Consider the following 22045-nt stretch of genomic DNA (forward strand, 5'->3'; position numbering starts at 1 on the left):
AATTATCGCAATGAAAATTTCATTTGGGATTAGGTGGAGGTGTTTTCTCGGCAAGAGTGCGTAAGTGAAAAAATATTTGCCGTGCGTCATAATCACGTCTTATTGAATATGCTGATGGTCAATATATGCTAAATCAACTCAATCAATACACCTCGTCGTGAGAGCCTATGTTGAGTAGGTGAATTGTGTCGTCTGATATTGTGAATACAATACGAATATCATCACTCACAGAACAGGCATATTTATCATTGAGATTGCCTGACAGCTTATGCGTTTTTAAAGACGGAGAGAAAGAATCCTCATGCAGAAGACGCAATGCCTTTAAGATTTTAGTCTCTAATGACGGCAATTTTTTTGTTATTTTCGCTGACTGCCGTAAAAAGCTGTTTTTAGGAATTAACTTCGGCACCTTCCTCTGTCCAATTCCTTATCGCTTCCATCACTTCCTCTGCTGTATCACAAATTATAGAGTCAGGCTCTTGTTCAGCGGCCAGCGTCTCTGCAACAAACTCATTATGCCTACGCTCTCTGTCTGCATGGTACGCTATAAAGGCAATGACCGCTGTAATAGTCTCAGGCGAAAGGTCTTTCAGCATTTCGTTGATACGCTCAATGTCATGGTTATTGCCAATCATTGTTTCACTCATATTAAAAGTATATCATGGAAAGAGTAAAAAGGCAACTACATACAGCGCACAGCAGATGAGATTGTTGAAATACAGCGGCTAAGGGGGAAACTAGACAAAATGAATCCTTTTGTCTAGTTTCCCCCTGATGAATGCCTGTAAACCCGTATGTTTACTGAGGGCGGGTAAGGCCAACATCAGACAAAACTAGGATACGTACTTCACGTTTTGGTATGATGACTTCCCGCCACCAATCACTCCGTGCTTTTCAGCCCCTTAATAACCTCAAACAGTTCCATCGCCGCCGCGCGCGGACCTTCCTGCCCGTAGCCTGCAACGCCAAGCCTTGTCCTGATCTGCCCGACTTTTATACCAAGACTGAACATCGCATTAAAATATTTGATGGCGAGTTCCTCGTGGACTTCTCTTCGCTGAGGGGCACCGAATGGATTGGCAAAGTATGTGTTTACGATGCCTTTTTCGTCTGTCGTTCCTTTAGCGTATCTGGCACCGTTTCTAAAGACCGCAAGTGCATCTTCTGGCGAGGTGAAAAACTCTATGACCGGGTGTGTCTCGTCCACCTGTTCGTAGTTATTGGCATACAGGACAACGTTAACCTTGTAGCCGCGCGTGATATCGTAGTACGTGGTTATTGGGATGATGAGGCGGGCGTTTGTCTTATCAGGACTCATAAAGATACTCCGGTCTATCTCAGCGTAGGCATAGCCGGGCTGCAAGTCATCAAGCCTGACAAACGCGCCTATTTCTGTGCCATAGCCAGCGATTCCCTTCTCAGCGTCGAAGTTCAGGGAGCCCATATCGTCGAAGATGAATTTAAGATCGCGTATGTGCTCATCGGCCAGCGTCCTTAGTGCCTCAAGGGTCTCGGACTTCCCGGCCCCGCTGTCCCCTACGATTACAACACCGGCGGTTGTGCCTGATTTTACTGTCAGGGAGGTCATTGCCCCGTGCAGCGGCAGCCGCCCCCGCTCCAACATCACTATGTTGTGAAGGGTAAGCGGCAGTTTCTTGAAATATCCGAAGTAGTCTATGTCCTCGCCATGCCTGATCATACCAATAAGAATACCCGTCTTGTTGTCCTCATAGAAGACGGTCTCATCAGAGAAATCAATATTCTTAAGGCCGGCAAACATCATAATATCAGGGGCCTTGTCCTCAATGTCTTCATACTCGGCGATTTCAAAGAGATTGCACAGCGACAACCCCTGGGATATGAAATCCCTGTGAAAATATATAAACGCAGTAAGCGTCCCAATCTTTGCCGGATAGCACATCCACTGCTCAGGGATAAGCAGCAGCATGTCCTCTTTCAGGTCGAATATCTCTTTAAACGCCCCTTTGCGTGTGTTCATCTTAGGGTATAAAATCAACGGGGACTCCATAATCGCAAGGCGAATAAAGGCTACATCTCTGACAAAGCTGAGGCCATCGGGGCATTTCCAGTCTATTTTCTCAAGCAGTATACCCATGTTTGCCCCCGCCGGAAGCTGCCTGTAAACGCGTGGATTGATGCCAAGCAGGTTTTCCCTGACGTGTCTGTATGTATCGAGGACGATTGTCTTTAGTTCAACATGCAGCTTGATGAACTGGGCGTGGTGAATCCCTTGTTTGGTATAATGGGAGCGTTTAGGTGCCTCAATATACATAAATCTCTCAAAATGCCGCCAGTAGTTATAAAGCTCTTCGATAAACTCAAGGAGGTACTCCGTGTCTGACAGCACGTCGTAGTACTGGCTGTTCATAATGATAATCTCTGAGGCCGTATGGCTGGCAAGGAGGCGAAACAGGCCGGTCATGTATTTGGTAAGCGATTCCCGCCTTCTCAGTGGGACATTCTCTGTAAGGAATTGAAAGACCCTGCTTTGTTTGGTCTCTATGCGTTGAATAAACCCCTTGAGAATCGCGGTAAATAGCTCGCTCTGAAGGAGCTTTGCGGGTGTGTCGCAGTACATAAGGGAAAAGTCGAAGATGACCTTGCCACGCGTAATTGCATACGGCTTCTTTTGGGCCAGAGACCCGTCCGGGAAATCAGATACCATCGTTACCTTCCTTGTTTATTTAACATTATATACAGGCAGCCGCTATTATAGCCTAATCAGGCAGATAATTGTAAGCGCAAACACGCATGGCACACGCACTATTCGTATTGACACAGATAACCTGAAAGGTTTACAATTAAAGCATGGAGGTAATGAAAAATGCCTAAGCAAACACACGTCCCGGGCGAAGCGTTCCGGTACATGGAAAACGCCAAAGAATTGCTGAAAGCCGCTTCCATTGAAGGTAATGCCTATATAGACAAGAAGCCGGTTCGGGAGGCCTTTGGCACGGCTTATCTTGCCGTACTGGAAGCCATTAACGAAGCCCTGATAAAAAAGGGATTAACCGTTAAACAACTGCCTAAGTCCGTGGACGCTTACAGAGCCGCTCTGCAAAAGCACCTGGCCGTCAATAATGGTAAACTTTTGAGGAGTTTTGAAATCCTCTATGACTCTCTGCATATAGCTGGTTATTACAGGGGTTTGCTTCGTAACGTAAGCACGGTCAAAGATGAAATCAAAGCTGCTGACGACTTTATTAAGAAGCTCCTGAATTAACCTTTTAATGCAGCCCTTCGCCATTAGCGTTCAAAATGTCCATAAATCGTATGGCAAGACCAGGGCGGTAAACGGCCTGTCGTTTGTTGTAAGACAGGCCGAGTGTTTTGGGCTGCTCGGCCCAAACGGCGCCGGCAAGACTACTATGATGGCCATGGTGTATGGAAAGGCGGAGAGAGACGCCTCACCGGAGGGCGTAATTGACGTACTTGGGTTTGACCCGCAGTACGATCCGCTTAATGTCAGGCAATGCCTTGGCGTTGTCCCCCAGGACGACAACCTCGACGGCGAACTCAATGTTTACCAGAACCTGTCGCTGTTTGCGAAGTTCTACGGCCTTTCGGGCAACGCCGCAAAGACTGCCATCGAACGTCTGCTTGAAACGATGGAATTGACAGACAAGAAGCGCTCAAAGATAAGGGAGCTATCAGGGGGGATGAGAAGGCGGCTGATAATAGCCCGCGCCCTTCTTAATGACCCGAAAATCCTGATACTCGACGAACCCACAACCGGCCTCGACCCTCAGGTGCGCCACATGATATGGGATACTCTCAGGCTAATGAAAAAAAACGGTATCACCATGCTCCTGTCCACTCACTACATGGAAGAGGCCTTTCAACTTTGCGATAACCTGATAATCATGCACAAGGGGGAGAAAGTAATAGAAGGCCGGCCACGAGAGCTGCTTGACCAAAGCATAGAGAAATACGTCCTTGACATCGTAAACAAAGAGCACGAGGATAGAATCAAGGGGTATCTGAATTCCCCATTGATAAGGGCAGACCTGTCAAAAGAGACCCTGCACATATACAGCAACCACATTGACAAGCTGAACGAGATTGCCGCGCGGCTTGAGCCGGGGGATTATTTCCTCAGGGCGGGCAATCTTGAGGACCTGTTTATTAAGGCCACAGGGAGGGCGCTTGACGACCTCTCATAACAGCGATGGCATCAGGGCATATCCATCCCTGATGATGAGGCTTTATTCGGTATGGTACCGCCACATGCGCGTTTACCGCAGCAACTTGTTAAGCAACGGGCTTCCGCCGTTTCTTGAGCCGTTGATATTTCTGGCAGGCATAGGGTTGGGGTTGGGCAAGTATGTGCCAAGTTTTGGGAATGTGCCATATGTCGGATTTCTTGCCATGGGGCTGCCTATTACAACGGCGATGATGACGGCGTCGTTTGAGTGTACGTTTGGCACGTTTATCAATATAGAGTTCAACAAGGTGTATGACGGCATGTTGGCGGCGCCCCTAAGCGTGAACAATCTGATAATAGGGGAGATGTTGTGGGCGGGGACAAAGGGATTTTTCTTTGCCTTTGCGGTGGTTGTTGTGGCAGTGCCGTTTGGGATTATCCCGCTTCCCGGTGGGCTGATAACGCCGTTTATAGGTTTTATTACGGGGCTGATGTTTGCGTCGCTATCGCTTCTGGTCACATCATTTGTGAAGACGATAAGTTTTTTTAATTTTTATTTTACGGGGTTTCTCTCGCCGATGTTTTTTCTATCCGGTGTGGTATTTCCGGTAGGTGAGCTGCCGCAACCGTTGAGATACGCGGCTGAGGCGCTGCCTCTTACACACCCTGTGAGGCTCGCTCGCGCCCTTTGTCTGGGAGAGTTGCGGGTGGCGTTATTATTTGATGTCCTTTACATTACCGCGTTTATCGCGCTGTTTGGATACCTGGCACTAAAGAGACTGCGCGGGCGGCTGATTGATTGATGTTCATTTGATAATACCCAACCATATGTGGATATTCTTTGAATGATTTCCTCGTCAACCGCTTATTTGGGCAACCGCTTTTTTGGGGTTTATGCTATAATCAGGGGCTGATTGAGCACTTGATATATTTGTAGAAGTAAATGTGAGTCGTTATGGGATAAATCATAAGAGGTGGCAAATATGAGTCTATATTGTGAGCACTTTTTCCCGTGGTTTTTGGAAAAGGCAGGTGAGTCTTCAAATGAAATCGTAAGGAATCTCCGCCGCGATACACTTAGTGGCCTCAGCGGCGATGTGCTCGAAATAGGTTTCGGTATCGGGCATAACACACCGTTTTATCCCCCTGAGGTAAAATCCATTACCGCGCTTGAGCCAAGCATGGGTATGATTGGACGCGCCAAACGATTTGTCTCAGGCGCAGCCATACCCATTTCCTTTGAACAGGGCAGTGCCGAGTCACTTTCATTTAGTGACCGCTCATTTGACGCCGTGGTATCCACCATGACGCTCTGCAGCGTTAGCTCCCTGAGAGAGGTTTTGAAGGAAATCTACCGCGTTATCAAGCCTGGCGGTGCCTTCCATTTTCTTGAACACGTGGCGGCGTCCAATCTGATAGACAGGAGTTTTCAGAATCTCCTGACCCCGGTAACAAGGACTATTTTCTGCGGATGCCATCTCAACAGAGACATCGAATCCGCCATCATCTGCGCCGGTTTTCATATCAAAGACATCAACCGTGACCGGTTGCGCTTTGGAATCATTCCCGAATTTCTGTCTCATTTTATACACGGTGCCAGTGTCAGGAAATAAGGATTAACGACGAAGGGGGGGTAACCCCCCCTTCACCCCGTAAATCTCGCCACGTTTTGTCTATTGCGTTTGGGCTGCCGCCGTTGGCGGCCTCAGTACTCCGGTAATGCTCCGTTATTGATTGCGCAGCAGGGTCTGAGTGTCAGTATAGCGGCTCAGGTCTGCCGGAATGGTGGTGATGGGGAGTTTCACTGTGAAGGTCGTACCGCGCCGTTGCTTCGTGCTTACAGTGATATGCCCGCCGTGCTTTGCGATTATCCCCTGAGACACCGAAAGGCCAAGCCCCGTGCCCTTTCCCTTGGTCTTCGTAGTGAAAAACGGGTCGAATATGTGATGGAGGATGTGGTCGGGGATTCCCTGTCCGAAGTCGGTTATTTTCACGGCTACAAAGTTATCCTCGTCGGCCATACCCACCTCTATCTTTAAATGTCCGCCTTTGAGCGTTACGTCGAGGGCATTTAAGAGCAGGTTCAGAAACACCTGTTGAAGCTGATGCCTGTCGCCGTGTATGCGCGGGAGATTCTGGGCTATCTTTAGTTCTATGTTCACGCCGGCAAGTTTTACCTGGCTTCCGGATATCTTTAATGTCTCCTCCAGCACATCCCCTATGGCAATAGGCTCCATTATGCTCTCGCTCTCGCGCGCAAAGTCAAGCAGGTTGCGCACGATAAGACGCGCCCTGCCTGCCTCGTCAATCAGGTCTTTTATCATCTCAAGACACTCGTCATCGGACAGCTCATGGTAATCCTCAAGGAGCATATGCGCTGTAAGGGTCATATTATTAATCGGGTTGTTAAGCTCGTGGGCAATTCCCGCGGTCAACGTACCCACCGCGCGAAGCTTGTGGGATTGAGAAATTATGGTCTGCTGCCTGTCGTATTCCTTGACCAACTGGTCAAGCACGCCGGATAAATCCGAAAACTCGTCCCTGTACAATCGGGATGACTGAAAATTTGACTGTCTGCCTGAGGATATCTGGCTCATATATACCATAAAACTGTTTAGTGTCCTTAATACCCTGTAACCCAAAAGATGCAAAATAAAGGCGATAAAAAAGATTAAAAATACCAGCGCGTAGATATGAACCACCCTGAATAAGAGCATTGTCTTATCCAGTGAATCACGCTCTTTTCTCATTAATTCCTTCGCCACCGTTACCATTTCACCGCCGAGGGCCTGAAGGTCATCTTTTATTTGTGCCCGTTTGGCAGATATTTCCGGGGACGAGGCGTTGCTGGCCTGAAGGTCGTCAAGGGTTTCGAGGAGCTTGCCGTATTTATCAATCTTCAACAGCAGGTCAGTACTTCCCACCATCTTCTTTATCTCGCCATAGTGCTCTAAGAACAGGTCTTTCAACGCCCTTATATTTTGGATACCCTCCTTCAGGCCGGTGCCATTGATAAGAAAATCCTTCTCGTAGTTGCGGGCCTCAAAGGTGTGATAGACATACTTATTGGAGACCTCTACGACCTCCAAACTCCTGTCCATCAGAAGAAGTGTGGCAACAAGGGCTATGCCTATGGAAAAGGCTATTACAAAGGCAAACACAAAACCGATGTAGACATGTGCCTTGATTGTAAAGCGTATTCTATTGGGTTTTTTTATGGCCTCGTCCGGAAGCTCATCATCTGCGGCGCTTTCACGGATGGTCTGCTTTTCTATCGCGTCATCAAGGACGCGCTTAAGCCGGGTTAGCGCACATTTGTACCATTTATCTACGCAATTATTAAACACCGCAATTATTTAACACCGGCCACCCCTCCCCCCAATTCATTAATCATTTGAAGAGCCTGCCACGAATGACTGTCATCTCTATGGGTTAATGAGGTTCCTGAGTGTGGGTTAATTTCACGCCCAGTGCTTCTGCCGCCTTTACTATTACCATTCGCAGGTCTTCCGGCTTAAACGGTTTTGCAATGAAATCAAAGGCACCCTTTTCCATAGCCTGCCGCGCAAGCTCCATCATGGCATAACCTGTTATCATGATTACCTTCGTCCGCCTTGATTTATCCATTACATGCTCCAGCACCTCTATGCCGTCTATTTCGTCCATGCGAATGTCCGTGACTACCACGTCAAATTCCTTCTCGTCTATTCGCCTTATCGCCTTTTGGGGGCTTTCAAAGACCTCGACCTCGCAGCCTAATTTCAACAGCGCAGGCCGCAGACGCTTACCAACGATCGGCTCATCGTCCAGAAGGAGCACTTCAAACTTGCCATCTGCCATCGTAAACACTACCTTAAAGACGCAGGTGTTGTCAAGAAAAAAAATACCGGAGACATTCTCTCTGTCGGGGTTGCTTGCTCCTGGCGGGTTACTAAATCAACAAGTCTGTATATTCGAATGGGTTTATGTCATAATCGGCGGGGGGTTCCCATGAGACTATGTTGCATGGCGCCTTGGGCTTGGCTAAGTCCACGTCATAGGGCTTTAAAAAACTCCGGCTTTTAATCTCATACATAACCCGTACCTTAGGCTTTGTAAGATTTTCTTTCCCGGATTCTATAACTACCGCAAGCCGCTGGTTGTCAAGCCTGACCAAGGTGCCTATCGGGTAAACGCCGACACACCTGATGAAGTGCTGCACAATCACCGGATCGAAATGGAACTGGCTCCATTCAAATATCTTTCTCAGCGCGTCGGTAGATTCCATCCCCTTATGGTAGCACCTGTCTGACGTAAGGGCGTCGTAAACATCAACAATGGAGGCCATTTGTCCATAAAGCGAGAGCTTATTTCCTTTTAATTTGTTCGGGTAACCGCTGCCGTCGAATCGCTCATGGTGTTGATGGGTAACCAGGAGGGCCGCTTCGGGTATACCGGCGGTACCCTTAAGGATGTCATAGCCTAAAGTGACGTGGTCCTTCATCTTGGCAAACTCCTCGTCAGTCAGCTTTCCCGGTTTGTTGAGGATATCTGGATGCACCTTCACCTTGCCTATGTCATGTAAGAGGGCACCAATACCTATTTCGTTAATCTGCTCCCGGGTTATGTTGAGGGCATGGCTGAGGGATACCAGCAGGACACAAGCGCTAACGGAGTGGAAAAAGAGATACTCATCCATGGTTTTTATTCTGCTTAGCCCAAGCAGGGCGTCCTTGTTCCTGAAAATGGAATCAGTCATCTTGGGGACTACATCCTGCACCTGGTCAATTCTTACCTGATTGCCAAGCCTTACGTCCGCAAGGACATTTTTGATGGTCAGCTTGGCCTCAGCTCTGATAACATTGGCCTTTCTTATCTCTTCCACTAATGGAACTTCACGTATGGGTTCCCCTAAACCCTCGGCCTGCTTCATAAATTTGACATCAATCTCATGTCTGACTTTCTCTTCGGATGGGGCTGAGACAACATCAAGACCCTTTGACGTATCAATGGAGACCTCTTTAATCCCCATGTCAGTGATTTTTTGTATATCACCGGCGTTTATTTTAAACTTACTGAAGAAAAAATTATGCTCTATCCAGTTACAGTTAAGATCGCAAATAAACATCCCCGGCTGAAGCTGGTTGACTCGAACTCTCTTGATCAACATGACCTCCTGGCACACACCTGAAAACATAACACAACAGGAATACGACCCATCCATATTCAGAGTATTGCGTTTATACTAACACATATGAGAAACTAATTCAAGGAAATTATATGCCCGAAATAATAGACGCGGCTATCGGAAGCACGGCAAAAGACAGCGCCGTTGTGGCAACAATCATAAAGGCGGCAAGCGGCGCGTTGAGCTTAAACTTATCAGCGATAAGTAAAGTCACTACCATCGCAGGCATAGCCCCTTCAATGACGCACGACTTTAGCGCAATCCCCGAAACCCCCAAAAACCGTGCGGCGGCAAACCCCACAAGCGGCGAAACGACTAATTTAATCAGGGCGGCGGGGGCTGAAACAGCGGCGAATTTAACATTAGGGACGGTGATGGCAAGCCCTATGCTGAAAATCATCAGCGGCGTGACAAGCCCGCCAAGCATCGTAAGGGCCTTTAGCACGAACTCCGGTATTGGGACATGAGCGGCCTGAAGCACCGCCCCGGCAAGGCATCCCCACAACGGGGGAAGCAGCGCAATCATCTTAAGGGAATCACCCACTGTGACCGCCGCACTGCCGGTACGCGGGGCAAACCTGGCCGCTATTTGCGCCCCGACAAGCCACAGAATTGGTGTTGTGGCAAGAAGGTCATAGTAAATCGGATATTTCGCCGCGCCCACCCCATAGAGTTCAGTAATGATTGGAAGGCCAAGAAATGTAACGTTGCCAAAGGCCGCTGTGATGATAAGAATGCCGGTATCACCGCCGCCAAGCCCCATGCGCTTAGAAAGAGGGAGATAGACCAAAAAGGCCACAGCCAGAGAGGCGCAGATAGTGACAGCGGCATTAAGGGGAACGAGCACCGCCTCGAGGTCCACCTTTGACTTGTAAAACACTGTCAGACACAGCGCCGGCATAAAGACGTCAAAGACACAGAGATTTATCGCATTCCTTACCGCGTCGCCTGATTCAGCATTTAAACGCCTGAAGACAATGCCGGCTAAAATAATCAGGCCAAAGGATAGCAGTGTAAGGTGCACCTATTTGTTCCGGCTGCCGCGGCGGCTGTCGAAATCATCCATAGCCTTGACAATGGCCAGCCACTTGAGGGATTTTAGATTTTTTGCCTGCGTGTGGATTATCTTACTCTCTATAGCCTTGTTTTTCTCGGCCTCGCCGGTTACCCCATAAAAAGGCAGAACAGTGTAAAAGGCCTTGTCTGTATATTCCCGAATTGGGGTCAGGACGTCTGCCCTTCGGGTGAAAAACGGATCTTCGCCCACATCGCACGGTTTGTTAAAGACATTGAACTGCCTGCAGGCCGCCGGACGAATCGGGTGAATGGAACATGAGGCGTCAATGAGAAAAGGACATGAGGCGTCAGTTGGCGGCGTAAGAATCCGCCCTCGCAGGACTGCTCGCACGGCCTGATCCATCTGTTCGGCCGCGTACCAGTAGATACCGGCCATCTCGTGTGGATATACGGGGATGTCTGTATGGGTACGGCAGCAGTTGCCGCAGTTATTTTTACACGCAAGGCGGGCCTTATGCCTTTTAATCTCCTTCTGTATGGCATGGGCGGTACCCTTGTCTATAATCGCACAGGCATCAAGCAGCATAGAAAGCCACGGCAGCCGCTGTTCGCTCTCAGGGAATCTGCACCGCCACGGGGGCCTCTTTGCCCGCATAGTACCGCCCTGCGTGCTGTCAGCCGCCAAATTATCCACAGTCATAAAGACAAAGGCTGCAAATCTCTAAGAAAAAATCCCCCGCGTCTGTGGAAAATGGGATTATCACGATGGGGGCCTTCAACTGATGTATGATTATATGGTCTTTCCCCGCGATTACAGATGGGCTTGAAAGGTCGAACTTATATCCCTTTTCCGCGAGGAGTTTTTTTGACCCTCCTGTAATCATATTCGTAATCTCACCAACGGCGTCAAACGCTGTCTCATCCAATACTTCAATCGTCTCTCCGAGCATATTGCTGGTTATTGAGAGGATGGCCGGCGCGGTAAACGTTATCGAGAGGGAAACTTTGGCCTGTTCCCCAATCATACCGATAATGCCGGTTACGTCACCGTTGGCCTTGTGGTCGCTTTTTACAACGGGCTGCCCGGGTGTGGCGTCAGTCTGAGCCATAATCTGAAGGACGTTCAGTGTTGACTTTATAAACGGGTCAATGAATTCAAGGTTCATCTGTAAATCTCCTTTAACACGCATTTTTTAATAAGTGAATCAACTAAACACCTCATTACAGTAAGGACAAGACCTCCAGTCACTATTTCTTTGCTTTCTGCACTTAGGACACTTGTGTTTCAACGGTATGGTGCAAAACGGGCAAAAGACGAAATCGGCATTCAACGGCGCCATACAACTGTGGCATAGGATTATCTCGGAGCTTGCTATGTTGGACGTCACCCTCAGTACCTCATCCAGGGATGTCGTCCCCATCATCACCTTCTTAAGTCCATCCTCAATGATAGAGGTCATACCGGCCTCTCTGGCGGCGTGGGTTACCTCGTTTTCTCCGGCGTCCTCATAGATGAGTTTTCTGACTTTCGCCGAGGCCGGTACGATTTCATAAATCCCCACGCGCCCCCTGTATCCACGGCCACCGCAGTCGTCACATCCCTTAGGCTGAAAGAACTTGACGTCGTTGCTTATGTACTCCCCGCTTAATCCCAACACTATAAGCTCTTCCATTGTCGGCCTGTAAGACTGCTTACACTTGGGGCAAAGTTTTCTGACAAGGCGCTGGGCAACGATTCCATTCAGAGATGACGCGATAAAGTGGGTCTTGACATTCATACCCCTGAGCCTGGTTATTGCCGAAACGGCTGTGGTCGTATGCAGGGTGCTTATCACAAGGTGGCCTGTTATTGAGGCCTGAATGGCTATTTCGGCGGTCTCAGGGTCTCGCATCTCTCCTAACATTATGATGTCAGGGTCCTGCCTCAGCACCGACCTCAGGGCCGCCGCAAATGTAAGACCTGCCTTTTCGTTTATATTGACCTGATTAGCGCCCTTCATATTATATTCCACCGGGTTTTCAAGCGTGACGATGTTATTTCTGTCGTTCGTCAGGTGATACAATGAGGAGTAGAGCGTCGTGCTTTTTCCACTTCCGGTAGGCCCTGTAACAATCACAAGTCCCTGCGGTTTTTCTATCATTTCCAACAGCATCTGGTAATCCTTGTCGGCCAATCCTATATCAAGCAGCGATAAATTTGACGCCGACTGATCAAGCACCCTGATAACAATCTTTTCGCCAAATTGCGTAGGCAACGTGGAAACCCTGAGATCAACCCCCTTGCCGTCCACCTTTATCTTTATCCCGCCGTCTTGTGGAATGCGCCTTTCGGATATATCCATCTTGGCCATGACCTTTATCCTTGATGTTACCGATGGCGCGAGGGACTTTGCAATCTGAGTAAAACCGGCCATTATTCCATCTACGCGCAGGCGTACGCGGAAGCCTGTCTCACTAGGCTCCATGTGTATGTCGCTTGCCTTGGTCTTAATAGCGCCGAAAATTGTCTTATTTACAAATTGGACAATCGGGGTGGATTCACTGTCTTTTATCAGTCTGTTAGCCTCTGAGCCGGAGACCTCAATTCGTTCGGTGGTTACTTCAAGGCTGCTTATGTCATCACTTACCGCATCGAAGATGTCCTTCATATCGCTATAATCAACCTTATCGGGTCTTGCGCCTTCACTGGTGTAATATTTATTGATGGCGCTCTCTATAGCGGTTGCAGTGGAGATGACGATGTCAACATCTCTGTTAACCATATACTTGACTTCTCTTATGGAATCTATATCCATAGGATTGACCATGGCTATTTGCATCAACCGGGTTGTGGCGCTTATCGGCATAATAGAATGTTTCAGCGCAAAATCCTTGTCTATTAAGCCTGTGGCCGAGGCTTTTATGGCCACTTTGGACAGGTCAACATATGGCAGATTAAGCTGTGAGGACAGAGCGCGCGCAATTTCGGTCTCTGTGGAAAAGCCCATCTGTACAATAATGTCACCAAGCTTTTTCTTGCTCGCCTTTTGATTTGTAAGACAGGCATCAAGCTGCTCTGTTGAAAGGGTTTTGGCGTCAAGGAGTATCTCTCCAAGTCTTTTGGGCTTTTTGTTGTGGTAATAATGTTGAGTTGCCCTCCTGATCTCAGCCAATGTTGTGACTACCGGGCGCACCTTTTTCCCCGTGACAAACTCCAAATCGCTGATTGCCCCAAGGTCAAGCGGGTCGGACATCGCTATGGTTATCCTGGTGCCTTCGAAATTGACGGGCATAACAAGGTGTTTCTCTACAAGTTTCAGAGGCACCGCCTTAATGGCGGCCTCCTCTATGTTGGCTTCCTGCAGGCTTATATACTCAAGCCCCATGTTGTCGGCAAGGGCATTGACAATCTCCATCTCGGTGGCATAGCCATTGTCCATGAGTATCTTGCCGAGCTTGTGCCCTGTCCGCTTTTGTTCGGTCAGGGCTAAATCCAGCTCAGCCTCAGTGATAGCGTCGGCCTTCAGCAGGGCCTCACCGAGCTTCGCAAGTACCGCCGCCTGCCGGTCAAACTTGGCTTTCATTACAGTTTCTATAGCCCACCTCGTGCCGTTTGCAACTCAGGAATATCTACCGAAAACGGCAATAACTGCCTATATGGTGATGATGAGATTCTCAGCGAACCGGAGCCTCATCTCTTTACAATAACTTGTTTATGCTAATACAACGCCGCCCGAAATTGCCGCTTTTGCACGGCACTACCCAAGGCAAACGCATTAGAAATTGCCTCCCTTATTTTTGTCATTCCGGCTTGTCCGGAATCTGTCCTTATGCCTCAGAATATGCACAATCATCATGAAACTCCCGCTAAAGGGAAGATTCCAGACAAGCCGGAATGACGGAAAGCGACAAGCCGGAATGATTGCACAGGCAATCTCTGCTTTATTTCTCTAATGCGTTTGCCCTGCGGCACTGTCATTCCAGCCTATCGGTATTCACCTTTATAGCAACGTTCTCTATTATCAAAATGCAGCCCATGTTATACTTTATATCGCTGTTTATCAGTTGGACAACATAGGCCTCGTGTATCCAGTGGTTTTGGATGTGGCTTTCCACAGTGCCGTCAGATATGGATACAGAAAACGAATAGTTGCCTGATTTCAGAGTTGGAAAGTAAAACTCAAACTCTACGTGCAGCTTGAGGGTGTCAGTAAATGGTTCTATTTGGACGTTGTATATGTAGTTATTTATTGTAAAAATGTACGTGCCGTAGTTGTCTTTTAACGTGATGCCGCAACCGGGGCTTACAATATTGCCTTTTATATCCGCCTCGACAAGGAATTTAACCCTTTCGCCGCCCCTTAATATATTAATCCTGCGGTTTGTTTCGCACGAGATCATGATGACGCGCCGAATCTCCGCCCCACCTTCGCCAAAGGAGGCATATCCTCTGACGTCCTCCCATTCTATGGTGTCGCCTGAGGCGGTTGACTCCGGGGCCAGGGTGTATTTATTCTCGGTAGTAGAGCCGTCGTAAAACATGTATGACATATACTCTTTGCACACATATTCGGGTTCGCCGGTTAAATAAACCTGCCCGTCACGAAGCCAAATAACACTGTCGCAGAGCCTTTTTATCGCCCCGATGTCGTGTGAAACAAGGATTATGCACTTGCCGCTGTTTTTGAAGTCGGTTATTTTGCGGAAACACTTGATTTGAAATCTTATGTCCCCCACACTCAGCGCCTCATCAATTATTAAGATATCAGGGTCAACACTAACAGAGACGGCAAACGCCAGCCTTACGAACATCCCGCTTGAGAAGGACTTAACGGGTTGGTAAATGAACTCCCCGATGTCGGCAAAGGATATTATTTCCCCGAGCCTTTCGTCTATCTCGGCGCGGGTGTAGCCCATTATTGTGCCGTTAAAATAGATATTTTCTATGCCGGTGAGTTCGGGATTGAACCCGGCGCCAAGCTCAAGCAAGGCGGAGAGTCTGCCGGACTTGGTTAACATACCGCTTGTTGGCGTCAACACCCCCGTCAATATTTGCAGAAGGGTGGATTTCCCCGCTCCATTTTTCCCTATTATTCCAACTGTCCGGCCTTTAATGGCCTTAAAACTAACATCCCTCAGGGCGTAGAAATCCTCATGGTATTGCTTTTTGAAAGGGTTTACGGCCTCCTTCAACCTGTCTATCGCGCGTTTATAGAGTTTGTAGACCTTTGTCAGGTCAACGGCCTCAATAACGGCGTCTCCACCGGTAGGCACACCGCCGCGGTCTCTGCCAGTATTTATCTCCACGGCCTGGTCCCTCGTCCTATATCTTTAAAGCATATCTGCAAAGTGTGGCCTCATCTTACGAAATAACTTTAACCCGGCGACCATTACCAGCCCTGTGACAAACCAATAATACAGCGTCAACAGGGGGGTTTCCCAAAACCATATCTTATATACGAAACTGTTCCTGTAGCCGTCAACTATATAATACAGTGGATTGAGCTGTAGCAGAAACATATATTTCGGCGGCACAGACTTAATTGACCAAAACACCGGCGTTAGCCAAAAACCAAACTGCAGCCCCATAGCCACTACCTGCGAGGCGTCTCTGAAGAAAATCGCCACAGACGACGTTATCCATGAAATCCCCAGCACAAGCATAAGCGACGCGAAAAGGTAATATAGCACTTGCAGCGAATAAATTGAAAATCCATGTCCGTGCAGCAAAAACACAACAAACAAAAAGAGAAGGAAAAACATATGTACGTAGAGGGCGGAAATGATTTTCACAATGGGCAGAACACTTACCCTGAAGACAACCTTTTTGACCAAAAAACTGTAATCCAGTATAGAATGTGTCGCTCCCGATATGCTATCAGAGATAAAAAACCACGCTATTATACCGGGCATCAGCCACAAGATAAAGGGGAAATCGTCTGTCGGCCTTGCCTTAAAACCCATCTGAAAGACAAACCACAAGATCGCTATATAGACCGCGGGGTTGACAAAAGCCCATAAAACACCCAGAAAAGACCCCAGATATTTGGACTTAAAATCCCTTCTTGCCAACTCGATGAGTATAGCTCTGTTTCTATACAAATCAATGCAATTGACAGTTATAAGCCTGAGAACATTCATGATTCAAAACAATACAATGCCTGATTAACCCCGATTCAAGTTTCCAGTTTTCACGGGAAACGCCATGCTACATAGCAAAGTAGTCAAATTTCTCCTCCTTGTGCGTCCACCTGTCAAGCCTGAAGACAAAGGCAGGCTCCCAGTCCGGATTAAGCGTCACGAAAAACTCCTCGCCCTTGCATAACAAACGTTCGCCGTTTATCAGGTTCTGAAGCTCATAGGTCTCGTCGTGTCCTATGCCGAGGCTCTGCAGAGGTATATATACCATTGAGTTATGAGTCTGAAACGGGTCAAGATTTGCAACGACAAGGATAATGTTTTTACCATCTGATGAGGCCTTTCCATAAAATAAGATATTTTCGTTGTCAGCGCGGAAAAAGCGGAGATTCTTGTAATGGTGAAGGGCCGGGTTTTCGCGCCTGATTCGATTTATCAGTATGATGAAGTCTGTTATATTGTTTGGCCTGTCCCAATCCCATACCTTAAATTCGTATTTCTCGGAGTTCAGGTACTCCTCTTTTCCCTCTATCGCGTTGGCTTCGCAGAGCTCATAGCCGCTGTATATGCCATAGACGGAGGAGAGTGTGGCGGCAAGGACAAATCTCATCTTAAAGGCCGCCCTGCCTCCTATCTGAAGAATCTGGGGCAGTATGTCGGGGGTGTTGGCAAAGAGATTTCCACGCATATACTCCTTCGCCTCAGACTGTGTCAACTCGGTGAAGTAGTCTATTATCTCTCCCTTAAAATTTCTCCACGTGAAGTACGTATAAGACTGTGTAAACCCAACCGCCGCCAGTGCCCTCATCACAGGGGGCCTTGTAAATGCCTCAGCCAGAAAAATTACATCGGGATACTGCCTCTGTAACTCGCTTATCAGCCAGTCCCAAAACGGAATTGGTTTCGTGTGTGGATTATCCACCCTGAATATCCTCACGCCCTTTTCTATCCAGAAGGTGAGGATAAGTCTCATCTCTTCCCATAACGCCTTCCATGCCCCGTCAGGCGCATAGAAGTTCAGCGGGTATATGTCTTCATATTTCTTAGGTGGATTCTCAGCGTATTTGATTGAGCCGTCAGGGCGCTTAAAAAACCACTCCGGATGCTCTTTCACGTATGGATGGTCGGGGGAACAGTTGATTGCAAAGTCGAGGGCTATTTCCATATCAAGCGCCCTGCACGCCTTTTCGAACTCCCCGAAATCTTCAATCGTCCCAAGCCCTGGCTCAACCGCCATGTGCCCGCCTCCGGCGTTTCCTATTGCGTATGGAGAGCCGGGGTCATCAGGGCCGGCCGTGAGTGAGTTGTTCGGGCCTTTGCGCTTAGTCTTCCCGATGGGATGAATGGGAGGCAGATAGACGACATCAAACCCCATTTCCTTTATCGCCGGAAGCCTATCCTGACACTCCTTAAATGTCGCGCTCCTTGACGGGTCTTTACCCGCGGAGCGCGGGAAAAATTCATACCATGCGGCATAGCGCGCCCTTTCCCTGTCCGCAATGGCCTCAAGATACGGCTCATACACCGTTAAATCCGCACGCACGGCATATCTTTTGATGATATCCATCAGAAGAGGGTCAGACATTATCCTGAGTTTATCTCCAGCCATTTTCTTTTTCTTTACCATTTCCACGACATCGGCAAAATATCTCTTTTCCTCTTCAGATGTGATATGCCCGATGACGCTGTCAATCAGAATAACGCCCTCGGCCAGTTCGCTTTTCACATCCTGCCCTGCCTCAAATTTCTTCATCGTGTCCTTCAGCCATGAGGAAAAGACATCCGTATATGCCTCTATTGTGTACAGATAGCGGGTATTTTTCTCAAGGGCAAAACTGCCCTCCCACAGGTCGAGGCCGTGATTAACCGACACCATATCCACGCACTCCCACGACGTATCGCCGGAGTATTTCTCTTTATACTTCAGCACGGCCCTGGTTATATCGTGGCCATCTCTGAAGACCGTTGCCCTAATGGTGAGGACATCTCCAACCTCTCTTTTTATGGGATACCTCCCTCCGTCAACGCATGGTACTATGTCTTTTATGACAAACGGCTTATTAAGCACCTGACACCTCTCCTAAATACCTGAATTCAATCGCATCATATATTTAACCAGCATTTGTTAAACCAGCTTCCCGTATAAATCTACCACTTCAGCCGCTATGGCCTTCCAACTAAAGTATTTTTCCGCCCGTAGCCTTCCCTTTCGCCCCATCTCCTGTGCCAGATGTTTGTCAGACAGGAGCTTATTAATCTTTACGGCGAGGTCTTTTGAGAACTCTTCGGGGTTAACCGGCTCAAATGGGCTTACCTTATGCTGGTCAAACTTGACCAGATAACCTGTCTGTCCATCTTCTATTATCTCAACTATACCACCTACGGCGCTTGCCACAACAGGCGTTGAACACGCCATCGCCTCAAGGTTTATGATTCCAAAGGGTTCATATATAGACGGACAACAAAACACTGACGCATGCGTATACAACTGAATTGCCTCTTTCTTAGAGACCATCTTCTGTATCCAGACGACATTGTCCCTTTTGATTTTCCTTATGCCCTCTTCCATCTCATCCTTTATCTCAGGGGTATCGGGTTGCCCGGCGCAAAGGACTATCTGCGCCTCGCCGTCAATGTGCCTGATGGCGTTGACAAGATGAATAATCCCCTTTTGACGCGTTATCCTGCCAACAAAAAGGACGTATGGCTTGTCGGGGTTAATACCATATTCCACCAGTGCGTCTTTTGATTCGACGGGACTGTACTCCTGCGTGTCTATGCCATTATATATGACTGCTATCTTATCGGCGTCAACATCGAAAAACTCAATGATGTCTTTTTTCATCCCCTGTGAGACGGCGATAATTGAGTCTGCCATCTCAATGGCGGTCTTTTCCACCCACATAGATGCGTCATATCCAAGCCCAAGCTGCTCTGTCTTCCATGGGCGCAGAGGCTCAAGCGAGTGGGTAGTTATTACCAATGGAATCCCGTAGGACTTTTTCGCCATAATACCGCCAAAATGGGTGTACCACGTATGGCAGTGCACTACATTGGCATGGGTTGGCCTGGCGTTAAAGGTTATGCAATTATACAGGGCGGAGAAAAGGGATTGCAGCTTTTCCTCACTGTCTTCGACCATTTTTTGATCAATGCTATAGCCCCTGACCTTAAGCGACTTTTCGTCAACTGATTGGTTTCCAAAACATCGCACCTCCACATCAATCAACTTTGACATCTCACGCGTGAGATATTCGACATGTACACCGGCACCGCCGTATATATTGGGCGGATATTCATTTGTTAAAATTAGCGTCTTCACTGCCCTCTCCTTTGACAGGGGAGCCTCTTTGGGCGGCGTCTCCCCGCCGATTCTATCATTCGCTGATTATAGCCGAAAACACTGTGTTTTGGCAAAAAAATATTGCACACTGTCACACATTAAATCGAAAATTTATTATATCGCCGTCTGCGACGATATAGTTCTTACCTTCCAGGCGCGCCAGTCCCGACTTTTTTACCTCCGCCATCGTCCCGCTGGCAATAAAATCGCCATAGGCCACGACCTCCGCCCTTATAAAACCCCTCTCTATGTCCGAATGAATCTTCCCCGCGGCCTCAAGGGCTGTCATTCCCTTCGTTATTGTCCACGCCCGCACCTCATCTTCCCCAACGGTTAGAAACGTGAGTAGTCCCAGTAGTTCATATCCCTTGTTTACGACTTTATCCAGGGCGGGCTGCTCTATGCCCATATCCTTGAGAAAAGACTCCGCCTCGCCGGGGGGCAGTTGCGCTATTTCCATTTCAATCTTCCCTGAGAGGCTTATGACAGCGTTTTTGTCGAAGTGCAGCCGTGCCGCTATTTCCTCTATCAGCGGCTGAGTATTGCCTATTGCCTCTTCGGACACGTTTATTACTATAATCTTAGGCTTTATGGATATAAACTGCAGGTGCACCATAGCCTTTTGTTCCTCTGCCGTAAAAGGGGTTTTTCTTAGCGGGATTTCTTTATAGAGCGTCTCTTTGCATTTCTCAAGTATCTTCTTTTCCATTTCATCGGGGCGCTTCCCGCGTTTTGCGGACTCGGCCATACGTCCGAGGCGTTTTTCCACCAGTTCAAGGTCATAGAGCAGGAGTTCGGACTCAAGATTTGAGGCGTCTCTGACCGGGTCTATGGAGTTGTCAGGATGAACAACGGCGTCGTCTTTGAATGCCCTGACGACCTCAACGATGGCGTCGGCGTCCCTGATGAACTCAAAGACCTTTCTGTTGTGTGCGGCGTCGCCTTTTGTAAGCCCCTGGAAGTCCGTATAGACAATCGCCGCGTAGGTGGTCTTTTTCGGTTTATACATACCTGACAGAGTTTCAACGCGTTTGTCGTTGACCCTGACTGAGCCGACATGCGGCTCCTCCATGGACGACGGATATATGGAGGTCTGAGCGTCTTTGCCCGTAAGGGCGTTAAACACGGTAGTCTTACCGGAGTTTGAAAGTCCGGTTATGGCAATCTTCAATTCGATTTCTCCTTTTCTCAGTCATTACAGCAACCATCACTATGATAGCAACAGTCCACGGGTAAAAGTCAAACCCATCCTCATTGAAATATCTGTCGGAGCGCTGATATAATACAATTATGAAGGCTGTTATTGCGGCATTAATACTGTTACTGTTTATCAGTGCGTCTGTCGGCGCGAGGGAAATCCCTTTTACGCAGGACGACAGAGACCGGCTCATAAGGATTGAGGCAAGGATGGATGGCGTTGACAGGAGAATGGACGGCATTGATAAGAGGATGGATGGTCTTGATAAGAGGATGGATGGCCTTGATAAGAGGATGGATGGCCTTGACAAGAGAATGGACAACCTTGAGAGAAGAATGGATATTCTGAAGTTGGACATGGACAAGAAATTTGACCAGATGATGACATTCATGCTGTGGGGCTTTGGCATTCTTTTTGGTGGAATGGGCGTTTTGATGACAACGGTCATATGGGACAGACGCACAGCCCTCGCCCCGGCTGTTAGAAAAAACAAGGAACTTGAGGAAAGGGGAGATAAAATGGAAAGGGCGTTAAGGGATTTAGACGTTAAGCATTCCGAAATAAAGGACGTATTGAAACGTGCAGGGCTGTTGTAAATCATCAGATGATAAAGCCAATGACGGCACTCAGGCCGCCACTGCCAATCAACTCAATTCTTACCACTAGAATAAGAATACATAGTTCCATCTGTCCATGCCACAAGGGCGGTGCCATTGGTAAACCATTGGACATAGTATGTGGTTGAGCCGGACGTCAGAGTAAGTATAACTCTGGATTTTGTCCCAAAGAATGAAACATATTGGTTATAGATTGCGTCAATTGCGGCAGAGGCGGTTTTAAATACTCCAAAGACCCTGACGCCGTAAAAACCGCCGTTACAGATTTAACCGAGACAATCGTAACGCTGCAAGAGTTACTGCTTGACGAATCGCAACCTGGCCAACTCGTAAAAGTAGAACCGGAAGCAGCGGTTGCCGTAAGCGTTATTCTATTTTTAAATCATATGTGCATTAATAATCAGTGATTAGCGTATTTATG

General features: G+C 48.1%; 21 protein-coding genes. 5 read left to right on the forward strand and 16 right to left on the reverse strand.

Annotated elements, in window-relative coordinates:
* Positions 1–142: 142 nt before the first annotated feature.
* From AB7D94_RS02105 to AB7D94_RS02115, 3 genes are all read right to left on the reverse strand, one after another.
* Positions 143–409, reverse strand: a complete 267-nt coding sequence (locus AB7D94_RS02105) for a type II toxin-antitoxin system RelE/ParE family toxin (protein WP_420264042.1) — start codon at positions 407–409, stop codon at positions 143–145.
* On the reverse strand, positions 390–647 hold the full coding sequence (locus AB7D94_RS02110) for a hypothetical protein (RefSeq protein ID WP_420264043.1): 258 nt from the start codon (positions 645–647) through the stop codon (positions 390–392). The genes AB7D94_RS02105 and AB7D94_RS02110 overlap by 20 nt, the downstream gene beginning before the upstream one ends.
* A gap of 233 nt (positions 648–880) precedes the next feature.
* A complete protein-coding gene (locus tag AB7D94_RS02115; protein WP_420264045.1) occupies positions 881–2686 on the reverse strand; it encodes a phosphoenolpyruvate carboxykinase (ATP) in 1806 nt (601 codons plus the stop codon).
* A gap of 159 nt (positions 2687–2845) precedes the next feature.
* On the opposite strand from AB7D94_RS02115, the gene AB7D94_RS02120 reads away from it, so the two are divergent.
* From AB7D94_RS02120 to AB7D94_RS02135, 4 genes are all read left to right on the forward strand, one after another.
* Positions 2846–3244: a DUF5618 family protein gene (locus AB7D94_RS02120; protein WP_420264046.1), complete on the forward strand. Its 399-nt coding sequence runs from the start codon at positions 2846–2848 to the stop codon at positions 3242–3244.
* Between the two features lie 7 nt (positions 3245–3251).
* On the forward strand, positions 3252–4184 hold the full coding sequence (locus AB7D94_RS02125; RefSeq protein WP_420264047.1) for an ABC transporter ATP-binding protein: 933 nt from the start codon (positions 3252–3254) through the stop codon (positions 4182–4184).
* Positions 4168–4968, forward strand: coding sequence for an ABC transporter permease (locus tag AB7D94_RS02130; RefSeq protein WP_420264048.1), 801 nt, complete (start codon positions 4168–4170; stop codon positions 4966–4968). Before AB7D94_RS02125 ends, AB7D94_RS02130 begins: the two co-directional genes overlap by 17 nt.
* Before the next feature lie 180 nt (positions 4969–5148).
* Positions 5149–5778: a class I SAM-dependent methyltransferase gene (locus tag AB7D94_RS02135; RefSeq protein WP_420264049.1), complete on the forward strand. Its 630-nt coding sequence runs from the start codon at positions 5149–5151 to the stop codon at positions 5776–5778.
* A 114-nt stretch (positions 5779–5892) separates the two neighbouring features.
* On the opposite strand, the gene AB7D94_RS02140 is transcribed toward AB7D94_RS02135, so the two are convergent.
* From AB7D94_RS02140 to ychF, 12 genes are all read right to left on the reverse strand, one after another.
* A complete protein-coding gene (locus AB7D94_RS02140) occupies positions 5893–7512 on the reverse strand; it encodes a sensor histidine kinase (RefSeq protein WP_420264050.1) in 1620 nt (539 codons plus the stop codon).
* Between the two features lie 85 nt (positions 7513–7597).
* Positions 7598–8005, reverse strand: coding sequence for a response regulator (locus tag AB7D94_RS02145; protein ID WP_420264051.1), 408 nt, complete (start codon positions 8003–8005; stop codon positions 7598–7600).
* A 91-nt stretch (positions 8006–8096) separates the two neighbouring features.
* Positions 8097–9314 carry a cyclic di-GMP phosphodiesterase gene (locus AB7D94_RS02150; protein WP_420264052.1) on the reverse strand — a complete coding sequence of 406 codons (1218 nt, stop codon included), beginning with the start codon at positions 9312–9314 and terminating at the stop codon, positions 8097–8099.
* A gap of 106 nt (positions 9315–9420) precedes the next feature.
* Positions 9421–10356, reverse strand: coding sequence for an AEC family transporter (locus AB7D94_RS02155; RefSeq protein WP_420264053.1), 936 nt, complete (start codon positions 10354–10356; stop codon positions 9421–9423).
* The gene (locus tag AB7D94_RS02160) at positions 10357–11004 is read right to left on the reverse strand and encodes a YkgJ family cysteine cluster protein (protein WP_420264054.1); all 648 of its coding nucleotides are present in this window, start codon (positions 11002–11004) and stop codon (positions 10357–10359) included.
* A gap of 31 nt (positions 11005–11035) precedes the next feature.
* Entirely contained in the window at positions 11036–11515 is a 480-nt protein-coding gene (locus AB7D94_RS02165; protein WP_420264055.1) for a chemotaxis protein CheX, read from the reverse strand.
* 39 nt (positions 11516–11554) lie between these two features.
* Entirely contained in the window at positions 11555–13912 is a 2358-nt protein-coding gene (locus AB7D94_RS02170; protein ID WP_420264056.1) for an ATPase, T2SS/T4P/T4SS family, read from the reverse strand.
* Between the two features lie 391 nt (positions 13913–14303).
* The gene (locus AB7D94_RS02175) at positions 14304–15635 is read right to left on the reverse strand and encodes an ABC transporter ATP-binding protein (RefSeq protein WP_420264057.1); all 1332 of its coding nucleotides are present in this window, start codon (positions 15633–15635) and stop codon (positions 14304–14306) included.
* Positions 15636–15659: 24 nt separating this feature from the next.
* A complete protein-coding gene (locus tag AB7D94_RS02180; protein ID WP_420264058.1) occupies positions 15660–16400 on the reverse strand; it encodes an ABC transporter permease in 741 nt (246 codons plus the stop codon).
* Between the two features lie 136 nt (positions 16401–16536).
* Positions 16537–18534, reverse strand: coding sequence for an alpha-1,4-glucan--maltose-1-phosphate maltosyltransferase (locus AB7D94_RS02185; protein ID WP_420264059.1), 1998 nt, complete (start codon positions 18532–18534; stop codon positions 16537–16539).
* A gap of 57 nt (positions 18535–18591) precedes the next feature.
* Complete coding sequence (gene glgA, locus AB7D94_RS02190; RefSeq protein WP_420264060.1) at positions 18592–19788, reverse strand: glycogen synthase; 1197 nt, start codon at positions 19786–19788, stop codon at positions 18592–18594.
* A gap of 112 nt (positions 19789–19900) precedes the next feature.
* On the reverse strand, positions 19901–20980 hold the full coding sequence (gene ychF, locus AB7D94_RS02195; RefSeq protein ID WP_420264061.1) for a redox-regulated ATPase YchF: 1080 nt from the start codon (positions 20978–20980) through the stop codon (positions 19901–19903).
* Between the two features lie 119 nt (positions 20981–21099).
* On the opposite strand from ychF, the gene AB7D94_RS02200 reads away from it, so the two are divergent.
* Entirely contained in the window at positions 21100–21603 is a 504-nt protein-coding gene (locus AB7D94_RS02200) for a hypothetical protein (RefSeq protein ID WP_420264062.1), read from the forward strand.
* Between the two features lie 157 nt (positions 21604–21760).
* On the opposite strand, the gene AB7D94_RS02205 is transcribed toward AB7D94_RS02200, so the two are convergent.
* Positions 21761–21994: an InlB B-repeat-containing protein gene (locus tag AB7D94_RS02205; protein ID WP_420264063.1), complete on the reverse strand. Its 234-nt coding sequence runs from the start codon at positions 21992–21994 to the stop codon at positions 21761–21763.
* Between the last annotated feature and the right edge of the window lie 51 nt (positions 21995–22045).

Source organism: Candidatus Magnetominusculus dajiuhuensis (assembly GCF_046044395.1).
GTDB lineage: Bacteria > Nitrospirota > Thermodesulfovibrionia > Thermodesulfovibrionales > Magnetobacteriaceae > Magnetominusculus > Magnetominusculus dajiuhuensis.